Raw genomic sequence first — 22201 nt, forward strand, 5'->3', positions numbered from 1 at the left:
ACGTACCGTCAGAGACAATCTCGGGCACGCGTCATTGACGACCACAAGCTTACATCTGCATGAAGGCGACGACGTTCGCCATCGCGAAACGGTAGTACGCCACACGATGAAGTGGGACGAGCGACGCACTGCGGTCGCGCCCAACGATCCGACAGTCCCGTGACACCGGGTCTCGGACCTTGGAGAAGTGCCGGCTGCGACGCAGTAGGCCTCGGTCTCGTCCTGCAGAGTGCATTTCGGCCGCCTCCTTCTATTGCTCGATTCCATACTCCCGGACAGCTGGCCAGGAAGAGTAAATGTATTCGCGCAGCATAGGGAAGTCGTGGGCGATCAGCGCGAGATGATTCCCTATCAACGACACGCGGGAAAATTTGTGGCGCAATCCGTCATCAGTGGCGGTTGCCTCTTGCCGGGAACCTACGTGGGTCCCAATCAGTTTGACGGCGGACGGTTCCCACTCCGGGCGATTCATATGGGTAGCCCACCACCCCCCTCCGCTTGCGCCGTGGAAGTCGCAAAGAGTCACCGGCTCATGTTCGGCGGTCAGCGTGTTCACATTCTCTTGTTGGGGAATCCACAAGTGGATCTCGCGACGGGTCTCCGGCCCGCGTACAAGGGTGCTGGGCGGTGCGTGCGATCCACCCGCCATAGTCGTCGAATACACCAAGAGTGAGGAGCCGGTCGCCTCGTCCTTGCGGCCATACATCGCCTCTGGATAGCCAGCCAACGCGAAGAAATCTGCTGCTGCCTCGTGTTCGGCAGGGGATAGAACTTCAACGGATCTCGCACTCAGAAAACCACGATTGCCGGCCTCGATACTCACTGCCTGCGCCGGGGACACCTGAAAGTAGCCAAAATCGCCCCGCGCTTCGGAAATGATGTAGCGTTGGCTTACCGGCTCGAACAGGAATCGATGTGGATAGTCACGAACACCGATGGCGGTCATCGGAAAGTCGCCCCTGACCGAATGGCCTGCAGTGACGACGAAATGAAGGTCGCCGAGTTTTAGGAGGACTCCGGATCGGGCGTCGTCGGGGTACGGTGCACCTCCACGGAATCGAAGGATCGGAATGGTGAATGGCTGAAGTCGGGCATGCAACTCCGGACCATGTGCGATCGGCCCATCATGTGCGGTTATCAGTACCTTCGGTTCTTCGGGAGTCGCCACGGGTTCCTCTGCAATAGAGAATCGGTGAAAGCTAAATTTACCAGACCTTCCGATTCGACAGCATCAACAAGAGTGGATAGCCGACGCCGACGTAGCCCTCGCATTCAATTCTCGACGGACGCCTCCTACTCCGGGCTAGGATGCGCACCGCGCCTGCATTTGGGGGTGTTGATCGCTGATTGGTCAGATGGTGCGGAAGCAGATCGTGAAAGCGTGACAGCCTTTATAGATGCGGCTCAGCGCATCGACGCATAGCATCAGTCCACAACCTTATGCACAGTTTCTGTGGACAAGTCGCAGGACAATGACTCACACCGTCAGGTCGCTTGGCGCGACGGGTTGCATCTTGAATGGTCTGCGCGACGATAGACGGACGTCATCCATTGGAGGCAACCATGACCCCGGAACAGATTGCCCTGCAGGCCATTCGCGAACGAAACTCCCAGCTGGAAGCACTTTGCGCGCGCGCCGGCGCTGCTCTCTATCAAGGGCAAGCATCCCGCCCCGAAGAAGGATACAAGTGCGCCATCTCCCGCCAAGCGCGCGTCTTCCGGTTAGATGACGGCAAGATCATCGTCGAGGGAGTGCAGATCTGGCACAAGCGATTCCAGACGTCTAACCGGATGTACTTCGAGGTAGACGACGAGACGGCCGCGAAAGGCGTGGCAAACGAATTTCTGGCACGCCCCTTCCTCTGAACCGACACGGGTTCTGCAATCAATGACCACGTCAACGGCTTTCTCTTGACGCGCATTTTGTAGGGCCCGGCGTCGCATCTGCCTCCGATGCCCACCTTGGGATCAGCGGCGAAGCGTCTAGTGGATCGCCCCGGGTGACGGAGATCGTCGCCGCCCCGACTGACTAAGTAAGTTGCAACACCGATTTCGTGCCCTACAGGGCGTAGAGCGCCACATCGCGCATCGGGAAATCTCAGTGTGTCGGCGATGCGGATCTGAACCGTGGGCGATCTCCTAGCTACCAGGCGACGATCTATCGCGATGGTCTGCGCCGAGCGGCGCATTCCCGCACTTGACTCCCGATTCTAGGCCCTAAGCTGTACTTATCCCTGACTCGAGACTAGCCATATGTCCTTCCACTGCGAAGTTGATTCTGTCGCTGCGTTCTTTGCACCCGTCTCTGTTGACATCTTCGACGCGCTTATCGCCGAGTACAACGGCCATCGCGCGAAGATCAATGAACTAGCCGACCTGGTCTTTGGAAGCGGGTATCGGACTGCGGTTGCGGCCTTCATCGAAGGGAACGCCGGCGACGAGAAATTGCACCGGTCTATCTACGTCGACAAGCTTTTTGCGGCCGATGGGGCAATCAAGGCGCTCAACAGCCAGTACTGGAAGCAGGCGCTGGCCTTAACGGACGTATACGAGCTTATGCCGCAGGCACGCAAAGACGCCTGGAACGAAGACATTCGAAAGATGACGACCCCCGACTTCACGGATGCAGCTGTCCGCCCGACGATTGTCGGTCTGCTGAACATGCGCGCTCAGTTTTTGGCTGAGAAGGTGGACGGTGTATTCCGCGGTTTGTCGGGACAGCATGTAACGAACTCACCGGAGGCATTCGGCCGACGACTCATCATCGCCGGTGTACTCGACAGCTATGGGCACGTGGACCACTCGAAAGCCGGGTTGGTCCATGACCTACGGTGTGTTGTTGCCCGTTTCATGGGCCGCGGAGATCCGAATCGCAGCCTTACGTTCGAGTTCCTCGAGCAGACTCGAACGAACCCCGGGAGTTGGCTTGCAGCGGACGGCGGCGCGCTTCGCGTTCGAACTTACAAGAATGGGAATGCGCATATGGAGGTTCACGCCGAAATGGCATGGCGCCTGAATTCGATCCTTGCGCATTTGTACCCAACCGCAATTCCTTCCCAGTTCCGCCAGAAGCCAAAGCGGCAACCGAAGGTGTACACGCAGCTACTTCGCCCGCTGCCCTTCCCTATCCTGGAGCTTCTTGCTCGGTGTTTGTCAACGCTGCGTTATGCGAAAGGAAACTACATTTGGTTTGACCATGACAGCATCTCTAGCCCCCACCTCGAAGGTGCAATTTGTGCGCTGGAATCGGTCGGTGGTACCCGCGACTCTGAGCGCCGGCATTGGGTCAACTTCGCCTACCCACCGGAGACGGTGCTACGCGAGATAGTTGCGACCGGGTGTCTGCCGGATCAGGCAACTTTTCAGTTTCACCAAACGTCCGAGCGACTCGCTAAGGATGCTGTCGCATGGGCAGAAGTCGGGGATTCGGACCGAGTTCTTGAGCCGAGCGCTGGTCAGGGAGCAATTGCCGCCCATCTGCCTGCAGCGCGTCTCCAATGCGTTGAGCTCTCGAGCTTGCATTGTGCTGTTCTTCGAGCTCGCGGATTCACCGCCGACGAAGGCGACTTCATTGCGTGGTCCGACGCGGCCGCTCAGCGCGGACGACTGTTTGACGTGGTTGTGATGAACCCGCCGTTCTCCGATGGACGGGCACAACTGCACGTCGAGCGCGCATATCGGTTACTGGCGCCTGGTGGCAGGTTGGTTGCGGTAGTTCCGGGCTCGCTCAACGGTAGGCAGTTTCTGTCTGGAGTCGAGATCGAGTATTCGCGTGCCTATGAGTCGGAATTCGAGACAGCAAGCGTGTCGGTCCTGCTGATGCGAGCACGGTGCCCGGGCATCGCGGAGTGCAGTCCCTCAAGTGACGCAACGATGCAGGAGGCAGCATGAAGGCCCCAACCTCTCTTCAAGTTACGGTATCTCCGGAGGTTGAGCAGCTGCTGCTCGCAGGTGCCGCATGTGCGGTGGGTGTCTCCGGCGGAAAGGATAGTCAGGCCTGCGCCTTGGCGGTCGACGCGTATCTTAATCGGATCGGCCACACGGGTCCGCGGGTTCTCATACACGCCGACCTAGGTCGAGTCGAGTGGGCCGACAGTCTGCCGGTATGCGAGAAGCTGGCGCAGCATCTCGGTTACGAGTTGATGGTTGTGCGCCGCCAGGCCGGCGATATGCTTGCTCGTTGGCAAGGACGCTGGAGGGCGAACCTCAAGCGCTATCGCGAACTCTCATGTGTGAAGCTCATTTTGCCTTGGAGCACTCCGGCAATGCGGTTTTGTACTTCAGAGTTGAAGACCTCTGTAATCGCTTCAGAACTGAAGAAGCGATTCCCGTCGACGCCGGTCGTGAACGTCACGGGTGTCCGTCGCGAGGAAAGCACTGCGCGAAGCAAGATGCCCGTCTGGGCGCCAATGCAGAAACTTCAGCGGCGAAATCTTGAGGGCGTTTCGTGGAACGCAATTATCGATGCGCCGAAAGGGGCCGTGCTCGACGCGATTCACGAGGGCGGACTCGTGCTACACGAAGCGTACACGAAATACAACACGTCACGAGTGTCATGCGTCTACTGCATCATGAGTTCAGAGAGTGATCTTCGAGCGGCCGCTACATGCGTAGACAACGCACCGCTACTTCGAGAGATGGTCGATCTCGAATGCGAGTCTACCTTCGCCTTCCAAGGGGACAAGTGGCTTGCGGACGTCGCACCTCACCTTTTGACTCGGGAAATGTGTGAGCGTGTGGAGGCTGCGAAGGTGGCTGCGGACAAGCGGCGCACAGCGGAGGCGCGAATTCCCAAGCATTTGCTATATGTCCGTGGATGGCCGACGTTGGTTCCGTCGATCGAGGAAGCAGACCTCATTGCGTCGGTTCGACGCGAAGTGGCGGCAGCACTGGGTATCGACGTCCAGTGCGTTACCGGTCCCGAAGTCCGCGAACGATATGAAGCACTTTTTTGTAAACACGAAGCGAGCCACTCGATCGGTTCAGGAGAAGACCATACGGTCGAGGGCTTAGTGCAGATGAATTTCGAGTTCGACCTAACGATTTAGGTCTGGCGCCTATTCACTCGGCACGAAGGCTGCATCGTTGATGCCGTTGGTGTCTCGGCCGTATCGTCTGGGGCCCCGCTAGACCGAATGTCGTACCTAACGGGCTGCCCCTGATCACTGGGGCGTGGCTGACGATGCGTCCATGGCGGCGAGAATCAAGTGCTGCTCAGTATCACGCGCCATTGCCTCAAACTCTTCTCTTGTCAAAATTCGCTGTCCGTCGAAGGTCCCCTGCTCGCGAAGGTCAGATTCGTACTTACGCGCGGACGCCATCACGAACGACAGAACGTCTGAGATGGTCTTGAGCTCGCCGGTCTCGATCGCTCGCCGAATGTCTACCGACTCGTACATTCGTCCCGCAAACTCGTGCGTCACTTCGTAGGTTAGGAGGGGCTTCGTCATTGTGAATCCTCTGACTCATGGTCGGCTGGTTGGCGGTTGCGTCCGCGAGCATTTTCCGCAAACTCGCGAGTGAGCAATCGGTGCATCACAGTAGCCCAGCGGCGCTCGGGCGATTACAGTACACGGCGCCCTCCCCGTAGAGAAATCGGAAAAGTACGGTTTTCCGGTCGAGTTTTGGACACCAGGTCGGTCGGCCACAACCGAAAATGCAAATGCACTTTTTGCGTGACCAATCTTCCAGTTCCTGCAAGGAATCTGTCCATGCTTCGACCGATTCGCCGTTCCCTTCTTCCGATTGCCCTCTTCGGCCAATGCGTTTTAGCGCATGCGGAGCCGTCCGTGACCGACGTCGACGCGGCAATCAAAGCCGGCCAGTACATCCAGGCCGAGCAGTTGGTCAAGGAGGCAGCTCCGAATCATCCTGGTAGTCCGCGGATTCACTACATGCTTGCCCAGGTCCTGTCGCGACTGCCTGGACGCGAGGAGGAAGCGCGCCAGGAGTATCAGCAGGCGATGCGTCTAAATCCGCAACTCCCATTCGCCGATACGATCGAGATCAACGCGCTGCAGGAACGCCTTCGTCTGAACGAGCCGGCTCATCCCCCGGAAGCTATGCCGCAAGCGCCTATGCAGCTCCAGCAAGCGCCTGCGCCGTCAGCGACCCAGCAAGCGCCGCTGCCTCCGGGGCCGAAGGTCGTTCCGTTCAGACCTCATCTGCAACAGCCGCAGCTCGGCTTGTACGATCGCGGCATGCTCTTCATTCAGGAAAACAACATTGCCGTCGCAGCTGTCGTTGGGGTGCTTGCCGTGGTGTTGATCGGCTGGTCCTTCGTGGGCCGGAAGAAGAATGGTGATGGCTCGCGGAAGAAGAAAGACAGGAAGTCGTCGCGCCGCCGAGAGCCAACGGTGCCAGCGGACGAAGCCGGGCAAGAGGCAGAAACGTTTGAATATCGCGATGGGGTAGCGCCGCAGCACGACTCGGCGGAGCGGCGCGACGTCCCGGGAGAGTGGACCCCGCAACATCAGCACGACGACGAGCGCGACGAATTCGTCCGATAGGACGATGACCGACGCCCCTCAAACCGGAACATATCCCGTATGGGCCGGAGTGATTCGCAGCAAGCGCAGGATGTTGCGGGGATTCTCGATGCCAAGCAGACGTGCCACGACGTCAACGGACGCACCATTCAGAAGTTGCCGACGAGCGTACGTGTTGCGCAGCACTCGCGGCCCCATGTCGTTTCCGTGAAATTCGATAGCTTGGAGTACCTTCCGAACCTCGAGATATACCCGGGTGGTTGACAGGGCGCCTCCACCCTTCCCCGGAAATGCAACCTCTGGATCAGCTCCGCTCGGCCCGCCCCCCAACTGGCGTTCCTCAACCCACTCGCGAATTGCGGCGACGCTGGACTGCGCAAGAGGCGCGCGGTAGTGGTCCACGTTATTCTGAGGAACACACTCGAACGACGGTACCGCGTCGTCGAAGATGAACTGACTTAGGCGAGCATTGCTTGCCTGTCCAGACGTGATCCCGCTTCCACTGAGCAACAGCAGCAGCGCCCTATTGCGGCGGCCGGCCCAGCTTGAGGTGTCCATCACGTTGAGCAGGTAATCCTGCAGTCGAGCGTCGACCTGGTCTGGCAGACAGACGAGCTGGGGACCAGTATCGCGTCCCGGCAATCTGCGCGTCCCGGCAAACACGGGATTCTCGGTGCGGTACCCTTCGACAACGAGGTGATTCATCACGTCGTCAATCAGGTCGGAGTGCCGTTTGAGCGTCGAACGAGTGGCCGGGCGGCTACTGGCCGGCGGCGGGCTTCCAGCACATCCAGGTTCATACGGGTTGCGGCCCTCGAGAGACGCCAAATACGCCTCAATGACATCGGGACCTGCCGAGAGGACCGATGAGCCACATGTTTTGAGAAACGTCGCGAACCGGTGGAACATCGCGGCGTATTGCCGCTGGCTCCTTTCCGAATACGGGAGATCGCCTTTACTGGTCGCGACTTCCACCACCCACCCTTTGAAAGCTTTCTCTGGATCGCTTTGCCACTCGGCACGGGACGGTGCGCGGACGCTCTTGCCACACCCGTCACCACCAGTGCGATTGCCAGCATTCAGGCCTTGTTGATTCATCACCGCTCCCCGATTGAAGCCTATTGGCGGGAGCGTAATGGAAAAGGCCTTTGTTTACAACTGCTTGGTCGGCATGAAAGTTGCCGCCCTCCTTCTGGTGGCTGGTGTTTGGCCCGAAGGGCCGTCCAGCTGGGGAGTAAGGCGCCAGCCGTATATTAACTTCCTCTCGCTAGCTTGCCCGGCGGGCGCGGCCAGTTATCCTCCAAATATCTCCGTATCCATGGTGGTCGAGTGAGTCCCCGTTCCGCGCTTCAGATCGTTTCTCTCCATACCCATGTGCCAGCTTGCCTGGTCGATAGGCAGGCGCCGACATCGCTGCCCCCTTTCCTTTCCTGGGGGCTCGTGTTTGAGCTCAGCGTAAGCGGACCTGGTGGCGGGGCCGCCGAGATGGGGCGTACGAACCTACCTGGTGACGGCACCCTGTGGCCTGCACACGGGCTACCCTGGGGCCCGGACTCCGAACACGCCTGTGAGCTTGCTCGGCGCGTGGTGACGCTTCTACGACCCGATTGGAGAGCGTCGTTCTGGTCAAACGAGTTCCTTGAGGAGGTAGTGACGGACTTCGCTCGTTGCTTTCTCATCCCGGCGCCCGTCTCGGGTGGCCACGTATCTCGGGGCGAAATGAACCGCTGGCTCGAGTCGCAAGGGCTTTCCGTGCGGCCGTTGCTGACGTCCATTGCCGTCGCGTAGACGGTTGGATAGACGCTTCGTACCGGCAGGTCTACGTGGGTGGGGAGCTAATTGTGGCGTGCTCCGGCTAGCGCAGTCGGCGGACGGGTGTTCCGGTGGCCAGCATGCGGCTGCATGCTTTAAGCTCTGTCGATGAGCTCAAAACTTTTCCCCAAAATAGACCACACGACCGTTGCCGACACGATCGGCCGGACCCACTACCTCAGTCTTCCGTGGCATTTCATATCAATCTCGGACCTGAAGGTCCAGGTAGACGCGACGAAACCCTCTGTTCCCCGAGGGCAAACGTTTCGGAAATGGAGGGCCATCCGCGCCGGCTCAAGCCGGTTGATCGTAGACGTGCCGGATGAGATCAAGCGGTTCCATAAGCTGGATCTCTACAGTGACTACGTCCTCGGGCTTCGGGCATCTGACGTCAAGCCCAAGCACCTGACGGAGCTATTTCGGCGCTTTCGGGAGTATGTCGCCAAGGATGTATACCCGCAGCCGGGACAGGCGGCGCCGCATGGTACGTGTTCGCTGCTCTTGGCCCCGATACTGAAGTGGAGAAGCATTGCACCGAAGGTCGGCACCGAACTCGTCAATATTCTTGAAGACGTGATCGATGCAACATCGACCCGGCTTCGCTCCGACTATAGCGCCGACCTACTCGCATACCAGAACTTCCTCTTTTTCACCTACTTAGTCACGGCGCAGGTCGTGGAGGTTGGCGTTAGCGCAGCGACCGGCTCCAGACTCCTGAATGCGTTCCGGCACACCGGTCCTGGCAAGTGGGCGTCGACGAGATCAAATGTACGAGTGCAGTTCGCCGCCCTCATGTTGGCATTCCTTCAGCGGTTCTATGACCTCGACAAGCCATTCGGCACCAAGCTTGGATTTAGTCATAACGTCCTAGCTGACCTTCGAGAGGTCTTTCACGATGCGGGAAACTCTGAGTTCGAAGCAGAATTTGCGCCGTCTCAGTGGGTCTTCCGTTGGATGGTCGACAAATTGGACGCTGAGGTCTTCAGTACCATGCGGCGAGCGGAAATCTCGGGTCTCGCTGCGTTGAGCTACGTCGAACAGAACCTAGTTGTTGAGCTCGTCAGGAGATTTTCAGAATACAGAGTCCCGATCTCAGTAGAGAGTGCGACGAACTTTATCCTACAATTTGGAAGTACTCAGCGAATCCGCGGCGCAATTCGGCTGCTGACACATGTCAAATTCTATCGCCTCTGGGAACTTGCTCAGTCCGTTGAGCGTCTCCTCACCGCGGAGCTCAACCGATCGGGTGGAGAAGAGCTTGTGATCTCCGCATTTGGAGAGCACACGGGAAGCGCAGCGATCATGAACTATCTGGTGGCGCACTCTGCCCTCGCGAGTTCGGTAAAGTTCGAGCCAAACCTCCCCGCTGCGCTCGCAGCGACGCCATCTAATGGGTCTATCTACATAGTCGACGATTGTTTGTTGAGCGGAACGCAAGGCCTCAATACGCTCGGTGACCTGATGGGCACGCGAGTGACAAAAAGCCACCACACCGTGCACGCCCAGAAGCTGACGGCGAGTGACAAGCGGCGCCTCAGGAATCGGAACTTGCGGTTTACGTACGGCGTCGCAATGGACGACGGAATGACCCGCTTCGCAGGAGAAGAGTATGCGGCAGTGGGCCTCGACCCGGACCGTGCCAAGGTGCTCTTCGGCACCATCGAGCCGGTTCGCTCGAGGATCTTCGACCCCCTTGGTCCGGTCGGCTGGCTCAATGAAGATGAGCGGGATGAGATGAAGGCTTTCTGCGAGGACGTCGGCTACCGCATTCTCGAGCGTCGGTCGACGGCAAAAGGCTGGTCGGACCAGCGCCGTCGCGAAAGTGCACTTGGGTTCTCGGACAGACAGCGCTTACTTGTCTTCCCGTACAACGTGCCCAAATCAACCCTGACGCTGTTGTGGGAGCGATCGTCGGGCGACTTCCATTGGAACCCCCTGTTCCCAGGCTTTGACTGAGGAGGCTTAACGATCGCGGCGAGATCGCGTGCGACGCGTCAAAGCGCGATTCATCGCTGCACCTAGGATGCGGGTCAATTGAGAGTGCAAGTCGTATCGACTGCGGCTGGTCGGGAGGATCCGCCAAAAAAAGCGGCCACCCCATAACACTGGGGGGCCGCCTACTCGAACGTCGCATCATCACGCTGCCTGACGAAACGTCCCCGTCTGCTGGCGCAGACGCTCCTTTTGTTCCCTTCTCGCTGCACGATCGGCGAGACGCTTCTCACGACGGTCGTACTGCAGTTTCCAGATGTCACAGAAATCGACACCTTCCTGAACTGACGCGATCACGTTGACTCGCTTGCCCATCGCCCGCAACTTCTCGGCCAGTAGGCCCGCATGGTACTCGCCTGGGCGGATCTTCACGACTTCACCTTCCCGCTCGTCGCCCTTCTTTGCTCTCTTCTCTTGCTCGCGATCCCGATCTGCGTAGATAAAGATGGTGTCGTATTTGCTCCAGTCGAGGTCCGCACGGCCGAGATTGCCACAGTCCAGCATGCTGCGTACTTCGATTCGATTCCCGTACTTGGCCACAACGGCAAAGCCCGTTTCTGCACCTTCAGTCAGCGCCAGCGTGCGCGAAACGGCGTTGTTGAGCCGAGTCGAGCCACCAGCCGGACCATCTGGTGATGACATTTGCTTCTTCGCGGCCGGCTTCCCCTTCGCATCGACGAATGGAACCTTCTCGCCGTCGGGCGTCAGGTAGATTCGTTGAAGCGTCCGGGCCGTCTTGTCGCCGGCGGCAACCAGCCGCTGCAACAGCACCGGAAACTTCCCCATATCTCTTCCATCGTGCCCCCGGTACGTCAACCCGGGGTGATGTCGGACATCTGGGCCAAGCCAATCCAGCTGTAGGCCGGGCACGCGGTGACATAGATACTTCCAGACTGGGGAGTCCTCCGTGATCGGAAGGCTCTGCTCCCACGTATTGCGAAGTTCAGCACGCAGTTGCTCGGGGCTCTTCTCCTTCCGCACGCGTACCTTCGGGACAAAGGTAGAGGGCGCCTTACCCTGGTTGTAACGCTTTGTCGCTAGCTCGTAAAAAATCTCGGCGATGGGCTTGCCGGTGACTTCGTGAATAACTCCAAGAAGGTTCCCGCCGGTATCGCATTTTGCGCAATACCAACCGGATCCACCCTTTCCCCGACGATCCCAAATTACTCGGAACGTCGAACTACCGGTGCAGAACGGGCACGGTCCCCACTTACCGCTAAGGATCTTCTCGTCTTGCACGTAATACGGCAGCACATTCTTCCAGTCGATCGAATCAACGTCGACTCGCTCTTTCGAATCGTTCATGGTGTATGCCTCTTGCCAACGAATGGCGGATAGAAAGGCTGAAGACTCACCATGAGCCTTCCTGATGGATGCCGAGGCGCACATCAGGAAAGCCCCCGTAGGGGCGATCCGCGGTCGAACCAGACCGCTCTCATTCTGACCGGTTTTTACCAGCGAAAAAATTACTTAGGATTCCATGTGGTTAGAACGGTATATCATCGTCCATCTCATCGAATCCACCAGGAATGCCGCTTGTCGACGGTCGGATCCCCTGCTGCGATGCGGCACCCCCACGTGACTGCCGAGCGTAGTCACCGCTTGCCGGCTGTTGCTGTCGCGTGGAACGCGATGAACCGCGCTCGCTGCCGCCGTAGCCGCCATCATGGTCCCCGTCGCTTTCGCGTTGGTTGTTCGGGCGGCCGCCGAGCATCTGCATTTGGTCAGCGACAATCTCGGTCGAGTAGCGATCCTGGCCGTCTTGCCCCTGCCATTTCCGCGTGCGGATGCGGCCTTCGATGTAGACGGAAGATCCCTTTTTCAGATACTGGCTGACGATCTCCGCAAGGCGGCCAAAGAAGGCGACACGATGCCACTCGGTGATCTCTTTGAAGTCGCCTGATGCTTTGTCCTTGTAGCGATCGGTCGTCGCGAGACGAATGTTCGCGACCGCGTCGCCGCTCGGCAGATGTCGCACTTCCGGATCTGCGCCGAGATTGCCGACGAGGATCACTTTGTTCACTGATGCCATGCCACTCCTCCATGGTCTCTCTGGAGACCGCGCGTAAGCCTTCCTTAGTCGAACCGGGCAGCGGATGCTGCGCCGGTTCCTCCAGTACTTCTTCCGAAACGACTATCGACGTGCTCTGTCGACAACTTGAAAGTCATAGATGTTGCGCTGCTTTCCCGTGCGGACCCCCGCTCTGGTTACCCAGAACTGTTGCCTGCCACGTTTCAAACTGATGGTGTCGCCGAGGCGAACCATATTGTTCTCAACATGTTGGGCGAGTTCATAGCCTCTGAACTGTTGCTCATCGCCGTTTCCATCTTTCAATGTGATCGCGTAGATCTGATACGGCTTCTTCTTCTCCGGCCTCACTACGACCTCGCCGAGAGTTACGACCTTTCCAACGGCACGACGAGCGCCTCGAAAGTCAACCGGCCCTTCCTCGAGCTCGTCGCCTCCTGACGCGCGCGTATCCGGTAGAGGTGGCGGCGGATCGCGCTGGATCGGTGGTTGAGCGCGCGGTGCGGCTACGCTTTCAGCTTCCGCTACCGGAGGGGCCTCCGACGTCGGACGGTGATTCGATGCTTCTGAACTGAGTTCGTCGAAACACGGAATGTCCATCCAGTTGGGGGCTTCCTCGTCGACCAGCGGCGCCGGGCCTGGCCCCCGTGAAGGAGGCTCGGTCCGTTGCGCCGGTGTCGGCTCAGTCGTCTCCGACTGCGTTACGGGCCGCGACTCAGTCTTTCGACCGGGCCCGCGTCGCCGCGCTGCAGCCAACTCCCTGCGGGTGAACTCGATCGCTTCTTCCAGAGTGAATGCGACCCCTTCGCTTGCGGCCATGCTGCGAGTGAACGCGGAAAGCGGCCTGCGCACCCGGCCGAGCTCGAGGCGTTGGATCTCGTTCTCCGCGAGATACACGGAGAAGCGATATTGCTTGCCTGAGAGATCCGCGATCGCGTGCCGGTCGGCAACTCGAATCGAGGGCTTCTTCTGCCAGATCGTCTCCTTCACCTCCGCGGCGGCCGCCGTAGGCGCAGGACGTTCACCGGTCGAGCGTCGAATGACGCGCGCCGGCGGTTCGTCCGCTGCATCCTTCAGCTTCGAAGGAGCTGGCTCAGTGCGCACCGTGGCCTCTGCTTGCTTTGGCTGGCTCACTGCCATCCTCTCGGTCCTGAGCGAACGAACAATGCCACGGAGGGCGATGAACGTCAGCTTCAGTACCTTAAAGACGACCAGCAATCCGACCGGCAGCACGTTCAAGACCCCAATATGCGGGTCCGTCACGCGCGTGTTGGTGCTTTCTGTCATTGATTCCTCCAGCCAGTTACATCGACGTAGTCTTCGAGCTTTCGCTCACATTTGAGCAAAAAGCCGTCGTTTCCCAGGGCTTGGATCGTACGGAGCAATCCGCCGAAATGGCCGTGGAGACAGCGAGCCGCGACTCGCCTGATCCACTCGGCATCCCAACCCAACCGTTCGCAGACGAAATCAAACGGCACCAGTACGTCGACTACAATGGCGCCATCAATGACCTGCTCGGGGCACGCGGATTGAAACGCGTAGATCCACTGCATGGCGTCGTAGATGCGTAGCTCGTCCTGGTCCTTTCCCTCGAAACCGAAGAGATCCGGGCCAGTGTCCGCGACGACATTTCGACGCTTGACGATTGCTCGTAGGTCGTTCCACATCAGGTTGCCCATCAACTTACACATCACCAGTTCGGGACCATCCGTCTCCTCAATGCGGCAAAGGAGGTTTTCGAATGAACCGGCGACTTGTGTGTCGTCTATGTCATCGTCACCGGCAACCTCCGTGCGACGAATCGTCGGTTGGAGGTCAGTCGGCGTCGCCTTTTCGTACATGCGCCGGCGTGCGTCACGCATTAGCACGTCCCACACACTCTGCGCTGCCTTTACGACGCGCGGAACACTCCCACGTTTCACCGATTTGCCGAGCGGACGATCAGCGAGCTCTTCCGTTTCGTTGCCCGGCCACACGTCAACCAGTGGACACGGATCGACGATGGGGGACAACGCCACCGACGGGGGAGCCGCTACGTCTCCAAACAATTCCAGGTTCATGATGCTTCCCCTATGCCTCAGAAAGGCCGAATAAAACTGGGAAGCGAGGCCGGAGCCTTTCCCCAACCGAGTGGCTGGGGAAAAACCCGGGAGGGTTTTTCGAGGGAGGCTTAAAGATCGGCTACGTTAATCACGTAGTCGGCCAACCCTTGGATTTCTTTGGAATGGGTCACGAAATACTCTCGCGAGTACTTCCCGCGCTCGATGACGCGACGCTTCAGAAGCACAAGCTGGCGCTTCTTTTCTTCGTCAAGCTGACCATCCGTCTCATCAGAGAACAGCGTGTCGGATCGGAATCCCGACGCACCCGCTAGATAGAGCGCAACAGCACGCATCAAGCAGTCGTTCACGTAGACGCCCTGCCCGCAACTTAAGCGTTGGACGGGCTTCTCTCTACCATCGTCTCCGTCCAGGACCATGACCTCAAATCCTTCGCGCAGAGCACCAGAGCGCAGAGTTCGTTGCGTTTCAAAGCGCACCGAAAACCGTCCTCCGTAGCAGATGCCCAGAAGGTCATTTGCGATTTCCGCAATTCCAGGTCCAGCGTCGTCAATCGAGAAAGCGACCAGGCCGTCACGTCCAAGTGCTTGGGACGCGAGTTCCCAGTTCTCGATCTCCTGTCCCAGCCTATCGGCGGCGTGTTGTAGAGGTCCAAGTTCTGCTACCCCAGCATCCGCTCGACCGATGCGTTCGTGCACCTTGAGGGACTCGGACCGCAACCGCGCGATCTCGTGCCCGACTCGATGCACCTGTGCCTGAGCTTCCGAAAGAGCCTTCTCGGCGCTTTCACGGACGGAGGCGTCTGCACTTGCCGGCAACTTCAGTAGATGGGCTTGGTAGCCCGCCACGGAGCGTTGGCACGCTTGCTGAACCTGCTCGATTGAGGCCTCTAGGGACTTCGTGACTGACTCGATCTCTGCCTTGGTGACTGGGCGACGAGCCACGAGGTTGTTCAGCGATGACTTCCTCGAGTTAAGGAATTGGACAATCCCAGCACGAGACGCCTTCGCGTCATCGACCAATTGCGACCGCGACGCGACTGGAGCGATGCGATCCAAACTTCGAATCACTGCCTCCAAATCATGGACTACTGTCGCATCCTGAGATTCGAGAGCGTCGAGCTTGCCTACTTCAACGCCAGCTGCCCTAAGCTCGCTATTGATCGCAGCGTACTGCCTGCGGTGGTTGGCCAGGATGACTGAGACTTCGGTCAACCGTTCCCGCGCGTCACGAGCATCCTTCAGCAGTTCACACCTGGCGGCGAGATTCTGTCCAGCGCACGGCACGCGGTCTGCTAGCCCGGCTACTGTCTTCAGGTGCGCTATGCGCTCACCTGCGGACTTCCCTTCCGTTGCGACCTTGGCAAGATCCACCGAGAGCCCCATTGCCTTCGTCCGGTACGGGCGAAGGGAGACGACTTGCTGACGGATGCCATCGAGACGGCCGGTCAATTCCACTCGTCTGGACTGCAGCGGGCCGACTTGGCCAACGGCGTCGCGAACAACCTTCTCTTCAGCAATTCGCGAGTCGATCACCAGCAGCCTTGCCTCGGCGTCCGAGATCTCGTTCTGAAGCGTTTGAATGGCTACTTCCGCTTCTGCCTCTCGTTGCTGGTGGGAGGCAACCTGTTTGGCGGCGACACCTCGAAGTTCTGACACGCGGGCGGTGGCCCGGTGACTCTCGCTTTCGATAAGGTCGAGCAACTGCTTGCGTTGCGCCTCTGCTTGCAGGGCACCGGCTGCCTCGGACTCGAGCTGTACGATCCGCGCCCGGGCTTGTTGTAACCCATGCTCTGCCCGAGCAAGCGCCGCCTCCTGCACCTGGGTTTCACCAACCAGGCGGCGGGCCTCTTCCCTTGCAGTAGCGGCGGCCGCTCGGATTTCCGCGCCGTCCCGGATGCGCGCCTGAACGTCTGCAAGCGTATCGCGGAGAAGGTTGGCAACCTCGCCAGCGGTGGCACTGTCACGAAGAAGCTCGTCGTGGCCCAGCCATGCGCTAAGAAGGGACTTCACATCAGCGTGCTCATAGTCGCCCAGGAGCTTTCGACGCTGCGCCGCAAAGTGCGTTGTGAAGAATACTTCCGGCCGGCCGAGGATCACTTCGATGCAACGATCGTAGACAGCGGCGCTACCGTCTGCGGTGGTGCCATCCAACAGCACTACCGGCACCCAGTTGTCGCCGTCCTTGCGATGGAGGAAGGCCTGCTGCGTTCGAGTCTTCCCGGTGACACGAAAGACGAGGTCAGAACGGTATGTGACACCATCGTGCGACCAGTCGAGTTGCTTCTGTGCGAGGGGTTCCGCAATCTCGTCCCAATACGAAAACGAAGTTGGCCTGAGTCCGACACACCGAGATGGCATGAGTCGGTACGGATGCAGGTTATCCAGGACCGTCGTCTTCCCCTGCCCGGTCATGCCCACCAGTGCAACAAGCGTTGCCCATTCGGGAATGACCGACAGATCAAGGGTGATTTGAGATTTTCCACATCCGGAAAGAATCCCGGCGAACCCCCTCAAAAACAGCCATGAGGGTTGCATTTGCGATCTCCATGCCGCGGCGCGGCTATTCAGAAATCAGCGTGGTGTGCTTCCGATGGGATCGACGCAGAACCATCGCGCATGCCCTGGAGCATGGGGAATTGGCTTCTGCGATTTGTCATGATTGCCGCCAGCGCGGCCGTATGTCGCTAACGATACACGAGGTTGGATCTGGCTTGCAAGGAACCGGCCTAGGTAGCGACGCTAGCCGACCGAAAGCGCCTTTCGGCGCTGCGGTTTCCGCCGTCAAGCTAGCGTATGCTTCACCGGTTGGCCGTCGATGAGGTAGACGGCAGTAGTTTCCTTGTACGTATGATCGCCCGCGTCGTCACTTGCGAGGCATCGCGCATCATCAAGGGTTTTGGCAGACACGCGAACAACTCGCGAGCCGAAACTGACGCGCGTGACGCGCATCTCGAACTCCTGCTCTGGAATGTCGCCGCCCGCAATCTCAGTCACCTCGACGGCGGCAATTGTGCCAACGACCTCGATCTTGATGGTCTGGGGATCAGGGATTTCGATGAGCCGGAAACTGACATTGGAGAGGCCAGTGTCCTCCCCGGTAACCATCTCAGCGAGCCAGCCCTGGAGATCGGTACCGGACATCGCGAAGATGTCCTCGAAGTCCGCTTCGATAACCGCGACGACTCGGTTGTCAGCGGAGATGGGGACGATTTCCCCATTTGGGAACTGGACATATCGGCTATTGCACATTCATGGTTCTCCTCTTGCCCGTCAGGGCGGTGATAAAGGAGGACTGCGGCTGTGGCGAGGGCGCTACCTCGGCACAGCTGCAAGGTGTGCTGGTGGGAGGAATCGAAAGCCCCTTTAAAGAGGGACTTTCGATCTGTTGCGTGGTTCAGCTCAGTTCCTCGACCTTGATGCAGACCCAGGAGCCGTCAACAAACACTTCCGTGAGCTTGCAACCGTTGAGGTGGATTACGGAACGCAGCGGCGTCGTGCTGATGATCTGACGGGCCGGCGTGTTGCGGATTTGATTTTGCGAATTCATCGATGTCCTCTTAGCTGCCTGAAAGGCGTAGAAAAGAGGCAATCGCTACAGGTCGGAGCGATTTTCATGAGCCGCAAGGGCACAGGAAAATCGAATAGGCTTCAACCCCGAGATTCGTTGAGAAGGACGCAGGCGGATGCGCGTCTAGTGCATTTCGAAGTTGGTCGGTCGGCGGTGAGGTTCGTACAAGGCGAGCCGGAAATCCGGTCTGCCTTGTACGAGTTGCCAGGCCTACTGAGCGAGGCGCGGGCCATTGCTGGTTGCCACGATCTTCACGGTAGCGCCAATTGCAGGTTGATGGTCGTTGTCGACGGTGACTTTATACCAGAGCCCATCGTCACCACGCACTCCGACCTCGACAGGGCCAGGAGTGGTTGCACAGACGACGAGGTCCGGGAAGCTCGAATTGGACGTAGGTGCGAGGCTAACGCGCACGACGGTACCAGAAACGCGCTTCGAATTATCTTGATTGACTTGTTGTGCGATGGCGTTGCCACACATGATGGCGCCGGCTGCAGCGATGAAAACTGCGATTCCGGTACGGATGTTGCGCTTGAGGTTGGCGTTCATGATGAGCTCCCGAATGCCTAAAGAGGCGATTGAAAAGGAGCGAGCGCGGGACGCTCAGCTTAGGCAAGTACCTTAGCAAAACACACCCGACTTCATGAAACGAATGCAGAGATTGATGCCTGAAGAGAATGCCGATCGAACGGCTGGAGAAAGTCTATCAGAAACGACGAGAGGCGATCAAGGTGAAACATCGACCACCCCCCCTTTAAGGGGGGGCGGTTCGACATTGAGTTGAAGTTGAGTTACGACGCCGGGTCCGATTCGCGCCAGAGGCGTTGCCATGCTCCGGTAAATGTGGCGGCCATCTGCGGCGAGTTTCGGAACACACACGCGTTCTCAGCGTGCTGTTCCGACGCGGCTGCCTTCGTAAAGTTGAAACTACCGGTTTCGACTGCGGTTCCGTCTAGCACCAGAAACTTGTGGTGCAGCATCTGCAGACGATTGTCGAACCGGACAGCGACCCCGCTTTCCATCAGCATTCGAACCTTTGAGGCTGGCTTGCGATTCTCAGTGGCATCTGCCACGACTGCAACCTTCACGCCTCGGTCATGCGCAGCGATGAGTGCTCGTGCGATGGGTAGGGACGTGAAAGCGTAAGCCGCCACGAGGATCGTTGCGTCATTCCCAGGGCGCGTCCGGACCTCGTTGATCGCTCGGATCACACGGGAACTCGCGCCGCCTTCCGGCGAGAAGCCGCAGTCCCACGTCGCCCCGGGTTCAAACGCATGTTGCTCAGATACTCCTTCGCCAACGTCACTCTGGTACTTCGCGCGAGTGAAGTGGTTTACCTGCTTCGGAGCCCTAGTGAGCAAGTGCTCGACCGGACGTAGGAGCGAGTCCAGAGTCTGCGCCTGCGCGGGAACCCATGACATTGCCAGTGCCATCGCGATGGTCACGAGAGAGACTTTCTGCTTCATGAAAAATTTCCTTTATGAGATCTGTTGCGATTGATTTAGCGCTGCCCGAATGAAGCAAACGAACTCGAGGTACGACGAGCGATGGATCGTTTCCAGTCGAGTCGCACCACTTTTCTACTTTCTCCGCCAATGTCGGCAAGGTCGAAATGCCGCTGCAGCGTTGCCGCTGGGATGAAAGCAGGTGCGGTTCAATGCGCACCTCCGCGGCACGCGTCAAAGCGAGTTCGATGGCCTGCTTATCGACTGTCGAGGCGATCTCGGCGTCAATGGAATACCGAACCCTAACGAACTTGCCAACGCAGCTCCCGGCCTGCTCTGAAAGCCAGGTCATATCCGGCGCCCCTTCAAAGATGAGGTCGACCATCTCGCGGGCCGGCGTCTCGTGGAACACGAAATCGCAGGTGCTTGGCGCAACCGTCCATAGGAGAAAGCCCTTCTTTCCTTCTTCGCCGTAGTGGAAGCGCCCGATGGACCCTGGGTACGCCACGCGTTGAACAAACTCGGCGATGACTCGCTGCCAGGACTGGTGGCGATGCAGGTGTCCAAGCATCGTTGCGCATGCCTGTGCTGCATACAGGCCGCCAAGCGAAAACTCATGGTCCTTACCCGCCATAGGCACGCCGTGCTCAGTCATCGAGCCGCTCACCGTGCCGTGTCCAACCAGGACGGTAGGAACACCGGCGGCGCGCGCTGCGAGGTTCTGCTGGGCGAACATTCCTTGCATCAGTCCCGCAAGCACATCACCCATTGCATCTGATACGTGCTGGGCGCCTACCGAGGAAACAAGGTCGGCCTTGTTCACGGTTGGAATGCACGACACGAGCAGACGCACGCCATCAAGCGGATCGCCGGCCGAGAAGCACCGCCACTGGTTTCCCACCAACGCCACCTGCCCGATCCGGTCGACGGTCTCAACAGGAAATTTGCCTCCGGCGAATCTGTAGATCGCAAGCATCCCCGGGTAGTCGTGCAAGAACGTGCCCTGCAAGATCAACACAGGGCAGTGGTCCGCAAGACGTCTGATTGCCCCCATCAGCCGAAGAAGCGCGGTCGAGTGGGCGTCCTGCTTATGGTCAGTCAAGTCCCCAGAGATGATCGCAAGATCGACGCCTTCGCTGATCACCCTCGTTACTGCATGGTCGAAGCATCTGTCAGCCTCGACCAAATTCCCGTTTGAGTAATGCAAGTCGCTGAGATGAGCGACTCGTACGCTGCCCTCCTGTTCCTGGTTCATGAGTGCTCCCGATTGCCACTACGTGGCTGATAAAAGGGAGTTCAACAGCTTGCCGATGTCCCGATTCGAGGACATCGGGAAGCCTCCTCTTTCGAGGAGGAAACCCACGGCGGACGCCGTTTCCGCTAACAGTGCGCGCCTTGAGCCATGGCCGCACATGCAGCTTCCATGGCAACAATGCCTTGACGCTCGCTATTTGCGAACAGTTGCGTGATGTGCGCGATGAGATCGCGCATCTTCGGGAAGCTACGTTCCCAGTTGCCGAGGATATGCTTGGCGTACACGTCGAACAGCTCTTGCGGGATCCGATAGTCCACAGCCAGAAGACGGGACTCCAGATATACGTCGGCGTTCTCCTTGTACCGGGTCAGCGCAGTGATGCCTTCCACGGCCTTCCCAAGGAGATCCACACTCTTGTCCCAGCCGGCGCCGTACTTGTGGTCGAGATATCGAAGGGCGAGCTCCCTGCTGCATCCCCCCGTCCGAAAGATCTCTTCAAGCGTACGCTGCAGCTGCGAAATGCGATCGGTGGCGACGGTGGCACCGTCTTTGTCGACCACTTCTGCAGATCTGCTGGTCACAGCTTCGGGGGCGTCATGGTTGATTGGAGCTTGCGATAGCCAGGCAACTGGTGCGATCTGCTGCGCCAGATTTCGGCCCTGGTGTAGCATCGAAGCGATGTCAATAGCGGGGACAAGCCGCGGCACCCATTGCAAACCGACCTTGCGCTTACCATCGCCGTCGAAATACGCGCGCTCCTCCTGAACCTTGGTGATGTAGAAGACCGGCTTGTCCGGATCCTTAGGATTGAAGTTCGGGATGTGGCCGAGGGTGTTTCGGATCTGGTCGAGCGTTGACCAGATGTTCTCGGCCGCATACTCCGAGCTCGTTTCCATTGCTACGACACCCAGTCCGACCACCCCGGGAATGTAGAACTTCAACGTCCCTCGAAACTGACATTGGCCGGCCTGAAACTGCTGGCATGTCCGCGGCTCGCATAGTGACCGTACCGTCCAATCTCTCGGCGGCAGTCGCTTCACTCCCGCGCGGCGCTGCTCAGCAACCTTCTTCGGATCGAGGTCCGGAAGAACTTCGCAAACGCGATCGCCGTTGTCGTTAAACGCTGAGCGGTAGCGGTCCTTTCCACTGTTGCTTTCGAAGCGATGGGGAAAGAAGTCAAAGAGCTCGTTGCTGTGAAAGAACACCGGGAACATCCGAAGCTCACGCGCCCCGTTCACGGTTTCGCCGTACAGATCCAATATCACCTTAGGCAGGATCGGCATCACGAAGTCGTCAATCGACAGATGGAATGCCTGGGTATTAACTGGGTACATCGGGTTTTTCAGCCCAGTCGCAGCCGTGATCTCCTTCTCGATCGCGGACGCGCGACGTTGCTGGGCCAAACCGTCCTTGTAGATCTTTACAGCGGTTTCGTTCTGCTTTGCGGCGGCCGTCAGGACTTTCGTCCCGCACCGGATCTTTCCGGATGCTCGCGGTCCGGCGAAATTCGTCGTGGTGCGCTCCGAGAGTATCGACTTTGTCGGTTTCAT

Annotated in this window: 19 protein-coding genes; 5 read left to right on the forward strand and 14 right to left on the reverse strand. The window is 58.8% G+C overall.

The window, feature by feature from the left end; all coding sequences use genetic code 11:
- Positions 1-250 precede the first annotated feature (250 nt).
- Positions 251-946 (reverse strand): hypothetical protein, encoded by a 696-nt coding sequence (locus tag LXE91_RS39025; RefSeq protein ID WP_046543930.1) that lies wholly within the window; start codon positions 944-946, stop codon positions 251-253.
- Positions 947-1563: 617 nt separating this feature from the next.
- Here LXE91_RS39025 and LXE91_RS39030 point away from each other — a divergent pair.
- The 3 genes from LXE91_RS39030 to LXE91_RS39040 all read left to right on the forward strand — a co-directional run bounded on the left by LXE91_RS39030 (position 1564) and on the right by LXE91_RS39040 (position 5048).
- Complete coding sequence (locus LXE91_RS39030; protein ID WP_046543931.1) at positions 1564-1866, forward strand: hypothetical protein; 303 nt, start codon at positions 1564-1566, stop codon at positions 1864-1866.
- Between the two features lie 387 nt (positions 1867-2253).
- Positions 2254-3891, forward strand: coding sequence for a DUF4942 domain-containing protein (locus LXE91_RS39035; protein ID WP_046543932.1), 1638 nt, complete (start codon positions 2254-2256; stop codon positions 3889-3891).
- On the forward strand, positions 3888-5048 hold the full coding sequence (locus tag LXE91_RS39040) for an adenine nucleotide alpha hydrolase family protein (RefSeq protein ID WP_052760140.1): 1161 nt from the start codon (positions 3888-3890) through the stop codon (positions 5046-5048). Before LXE91_RS39035 ends, LXE91_RS39040 begins: the two co-directional genes overlap by 4 nt.
- A 114-nt stretch (positions 5049-5162) precedes the next feature.
- Here the strand turns inward: LXE91_RS39040 and LXE91_RS39045 are convergent, their stop codons facing one another.
- On the reverse strand, positions 5163-5450 hold the full coding sequence (locus LXE91_RS39045; RefSeq protein WP_046543933.1) for a hypothetical protein: 288 nt from the start codon (positions 5448-5450) through the stop codon (positions 5163-5165).
- 339 nt (positions 5451-5789) lie between these two features.
- Here LXE91_RS39045 and LXE91_RS39050 point away from each other — a divergent pair, with 339 nt between their 5' ends.
- Positions 5790-6509 (forward strand): tetratricopeptide repeat protein, encoded by a 720-nt coding sequence (locus LXE91_RS39050; protein WP_158077535.1) that lies wholly within the window; start codon positions 5790-5792, stop codon positions 6507-6509.
- A gap of 18 nt (positions 6510-6527) precedes the next feature.
- Here LXE91_RS39050 and LXE91_RS39055 read toward each other — a convergent pair whose 3' ends face one another.
- The gene (locus LXE91_RS39055; RefSeq protein WP_082139528.1) at positions 6528-7586 is read right to left on the reverse strand and encodes a tyrosine-type recombinase/integrase; all 1059 of its coding nucleotides are present in this window, start codon (positions 7584-7586) and stop codon (positions 6528-6530) included.
- Positions 7587-8408: 822 nt separating this feature from the next.
- Here LXE91_RS39055 and LXE91_RS39060 point away from each other — a divergent pair.
- The gene (locus tag LXE91_RS39060; RefSeq protein ID WP_046543936.1) at positions 8409-10256 is read left to right on the forward strand and encodes a phosphoribosyltransferase-like protein; all 1848 of its coding nucleotides are present in this window, start codon (positions 8409-8411) and stop codon (positions 10254-10256) included.
- A gap of 180 nt (positions 10257-10436) precedes the next feature.
- Here LXE91_RS39060 and LXE91_RS39065 read toward each other — a convergent pair whose 3' ends face one another.
- The 11 genes from LXE91_RS39065 to LXE91_RS39115 form a co-directional block, all read right to left on the reverse strand.
- Positions 10437-11597 (reverse strand): DUF7146 domain-containing protein, encoded by a 1161-nt coding sequence (locus tag LXE91_RS39065; protein WP_046543937.1) that lies wholly within the window; start codon positions 11595-11597, stop codon positions 10437-10439.
- 181 nt (positions 11598-11778) lie between these two features.
- The gene (locus LXE91_RS39070) at positions 11779-12324 is read right to left on the reverse strand and encodes a single-stranded DNA-binding protein (protein ID WP_046543938.1); all 546 of its coding nucleotides are present in this window, start codon (positions 12322-12324) and stop codon (positions 11779-11781) included.
- 102 nt (positions 12325-12426) lie between these two features.
- A complete protein-coding gene (locus LXE91_RS39075) occupies positions 12427-13608 on the reverse strand; it encodes a hypothetical protein (protein ID WP_046543939.1) in 1182 nt (393 codons plus the stop codon).
- Positions 13605-14381: a hypothetical protein gene (locus LXE91_RS39080; RefSeq protein WP_135370848.1), complete on the reverse strand. Its 777-nt coding sequence runs from the start codon at positions 14379-14381 to the stop codon at positions 13605-13607. The genes LXE91_RS39075 and LXE91_RS39080 overlap by 4 nt, the downstream gene beginning before the upstream one ends.
- A gap of 110 nt (positions 14382-14491) precedes the next feature.
- On the reverse strand, positions 14492-16918 hold the full coding sequence (locus tag LXE91_RS39085) for a coiled-coil domain-containing protein (protein ID WP_046543941.1): 2427 nt from the start codon (positions 16916-16918) through the stop codon (positions 14492-14494).
- Between the two features lie 246 nt (positions 16919-17164).
- Entirely contained in the window at positions 17165-17632 is a 468-nt protein-coding gene (locus LXE91_RS39090) for a hypothetical protein (RefSeq protein WP_052760142.1), read from the reverse strand.
- A gap of 145 nt (positions 17633-17777) precedes the next feature.
- Positions 17778-17930, reverse strand: coding sequence for a hypothetical protein (locus LXE91_RS39095; RefSeq protein ID WP_158077536.1), 153 nt, complete (start codon positions 17928-17930; stop codon positions 17778-17780).
- A 231-nt stretch (positions 17931-18161) separates the two neighbouring features.
- Positions 18162-18500: a hypothetical protein gene (locus LXE91_RS39100; protein WP_135370849.1), complete on the reverse strand. Its 339-nt coding sequence runs from the start codon at positions 18498-18500 to the stop codon at positions 18162-18164.
- 242 nt (positions 18501-18742) lie between these two features.
- The gene (locus tag LXE91_RS39105) at positions 18743-19417 is read right to left on the reverse strand and encodes a phospholipase D family nuclease (RefSeq protein WP_082139529.1); all 675 of its coding nucleotides are present in this window, start codon (positions 19415-19417) and stop codon (positions 18743-18745) included.
- Positions 19302-20651 carry a metallophosphoesterase family protein gene (locus LXE91_RS39110; RefSeq protein ID WP_052760144.1) on the reverse strand — a complete coding sequence of 450 codons (1350 nt, stop codon included), beginning with the start codon at positions 20649-20651 and terminating at the stop codon, positions 19302-19304. Before LXE91_RS39110 ends, LXE91_RS39105 begins: the two co-directional genes overlap by 116 nt.
- Before the next feature lie 125 nt (positions 20652-20776).
- Complete coding sequence (locus LXE91_RS39115; protein WP_046543945.1) at positions 20777-22201, reverse strand: recombination directionality factor; 1425 nt, start codon at positions 22199-22201, stop codon at positions 20777-20779.

This window comes from Burkholderia contaminans (assembly GCF_029633825.1).
Lineage (GTDB): Bacteria > Pseudomonadota > Gammaproteobacteria > Burkholderiales > Burkholderiaceae > Burkholderia > Burkholderia contaminans.

Coding starts and splice junctions, on each gene's coding strand:
- LXE91_RS39030 (WP_046543931.1), top strand. CDS start 1,564: ATGACCCCGGAACAGATTGCCCTGCAGGCCATTCGCGAACGAAACTCC.
- LXE91_RS39105 (WP_082139529.1), bottom strand. CDS start 19,417: ATGAAGCAGAAAGTCTCTCTCGTGACCATCGCGATGGCACTGGCAATG.
- LXE91_RS39115 (WP_046543945.1), bottom strand. CDS start 22,201: ATGAAACCGACAAAGTCGATACTCTCGGAGCGCACCACGACGAATTTC.
- LXE91_RS39040 (WP_052760140.1), top strand. CDS start 3,888: ATGAAGGCCCCAACCTCTCTTCAAGTTACGGTATCTCCGGAGGTTGAG.
- LXE91_RS39045 (WP_046543933.1), bottom strand. CDS start 5,450: ATGACGAAGCCCCTCCTAACCTACGAAGTGACGCACGAGTTTGCGGGA.
- LXE91_RS39080 (WP_135370848.1), bottom strand. CDS start 14,381: ATGAACCTGGAATTGTTTGGAGACGTAGCGGCTCCCCCGTCGGTGGCG.
- LXE91_RS39100 (WP_135370849.1), bottom strand. CDS start 18,500: ATGAACGCCAACCTCAAGCGCAACATCCGTACCGGAATCGCAGTTTTC.
- LXE91_RS39025 (WP_046543930.1), bottom strand. CDS start 946: ATGACCGCCATCGGTGTTCGTGACTATCCACATCGATTCCTGTTCGAG.
- LXE91_RS39085 (WP_046543941.1), bottom strand. CDS start 16,918: ATGCAACCCTCATGGCTGTTTTTGAGGGGGTTCGCCGGGATTCTTTCC.
- LXE91_RS39055 (WP_082139528.1), bottom strand. CDS start 7,586: ATGAATCAACAAGGCCTGAATGCTGGCAATCGCACTGGTGGTGACGGG.
- LXE91_RS39070 (WP_046543938.1), bottom strand. CDS start 12,324: ATGGCATCAGTGAACAAAGTGATCCTCGTCGGCAATCTCGGCGCAGAT.
- LXE91_RS39110 (WP_052760144.1), bottom strand. CDS start 20,651: ATGAACCAGGAACAGGAGGGCAGCGTACGAGTCGCTCATCTCAGCGAC.
- LXE91_RS39075 (WP_046543939.1), bottom strand. CDS start 13,608: ATGACAGAAAGCACCAACACGCGCGTGACGGACCCGCATATTGGGGTC.
- LXE91_RS39095 (WP_158077536.1), bottom strand. CDS start 17,930: ATGAATTCGCAAAATCAAATCCGCAACACGCCGGCCCGTCAGATCATC.
- LXE91_RS39035 (WP_046543932.1), top strand. CDS start 2,254: ATGTCCTTCCACTGCGAAGTTGATTCTGTCGCTGCGTTCTTTGCACCC.
- LXE91_RS39090 (WP_052760142.1), bottom strand. CDS start 17,632: ATGTGCAATAGCCGATATGTCCAGTTCCCAAATGGGGAAATCGTCCCC.
- LXE91_RS39065 (WP_046543937.1), bottom strand. CDS start 11,597: ATGAACGATTCGAAAGAGCGAGTCGACGTTGATTCGATCGACTGGAAG.
- LXE91_RS39060 (WP_046543936.1), top strand. CDS start 8,409: ATGAGCTCAAAACTTTTCCCCAAAATAGACCACACGACCGTTGCCGAC.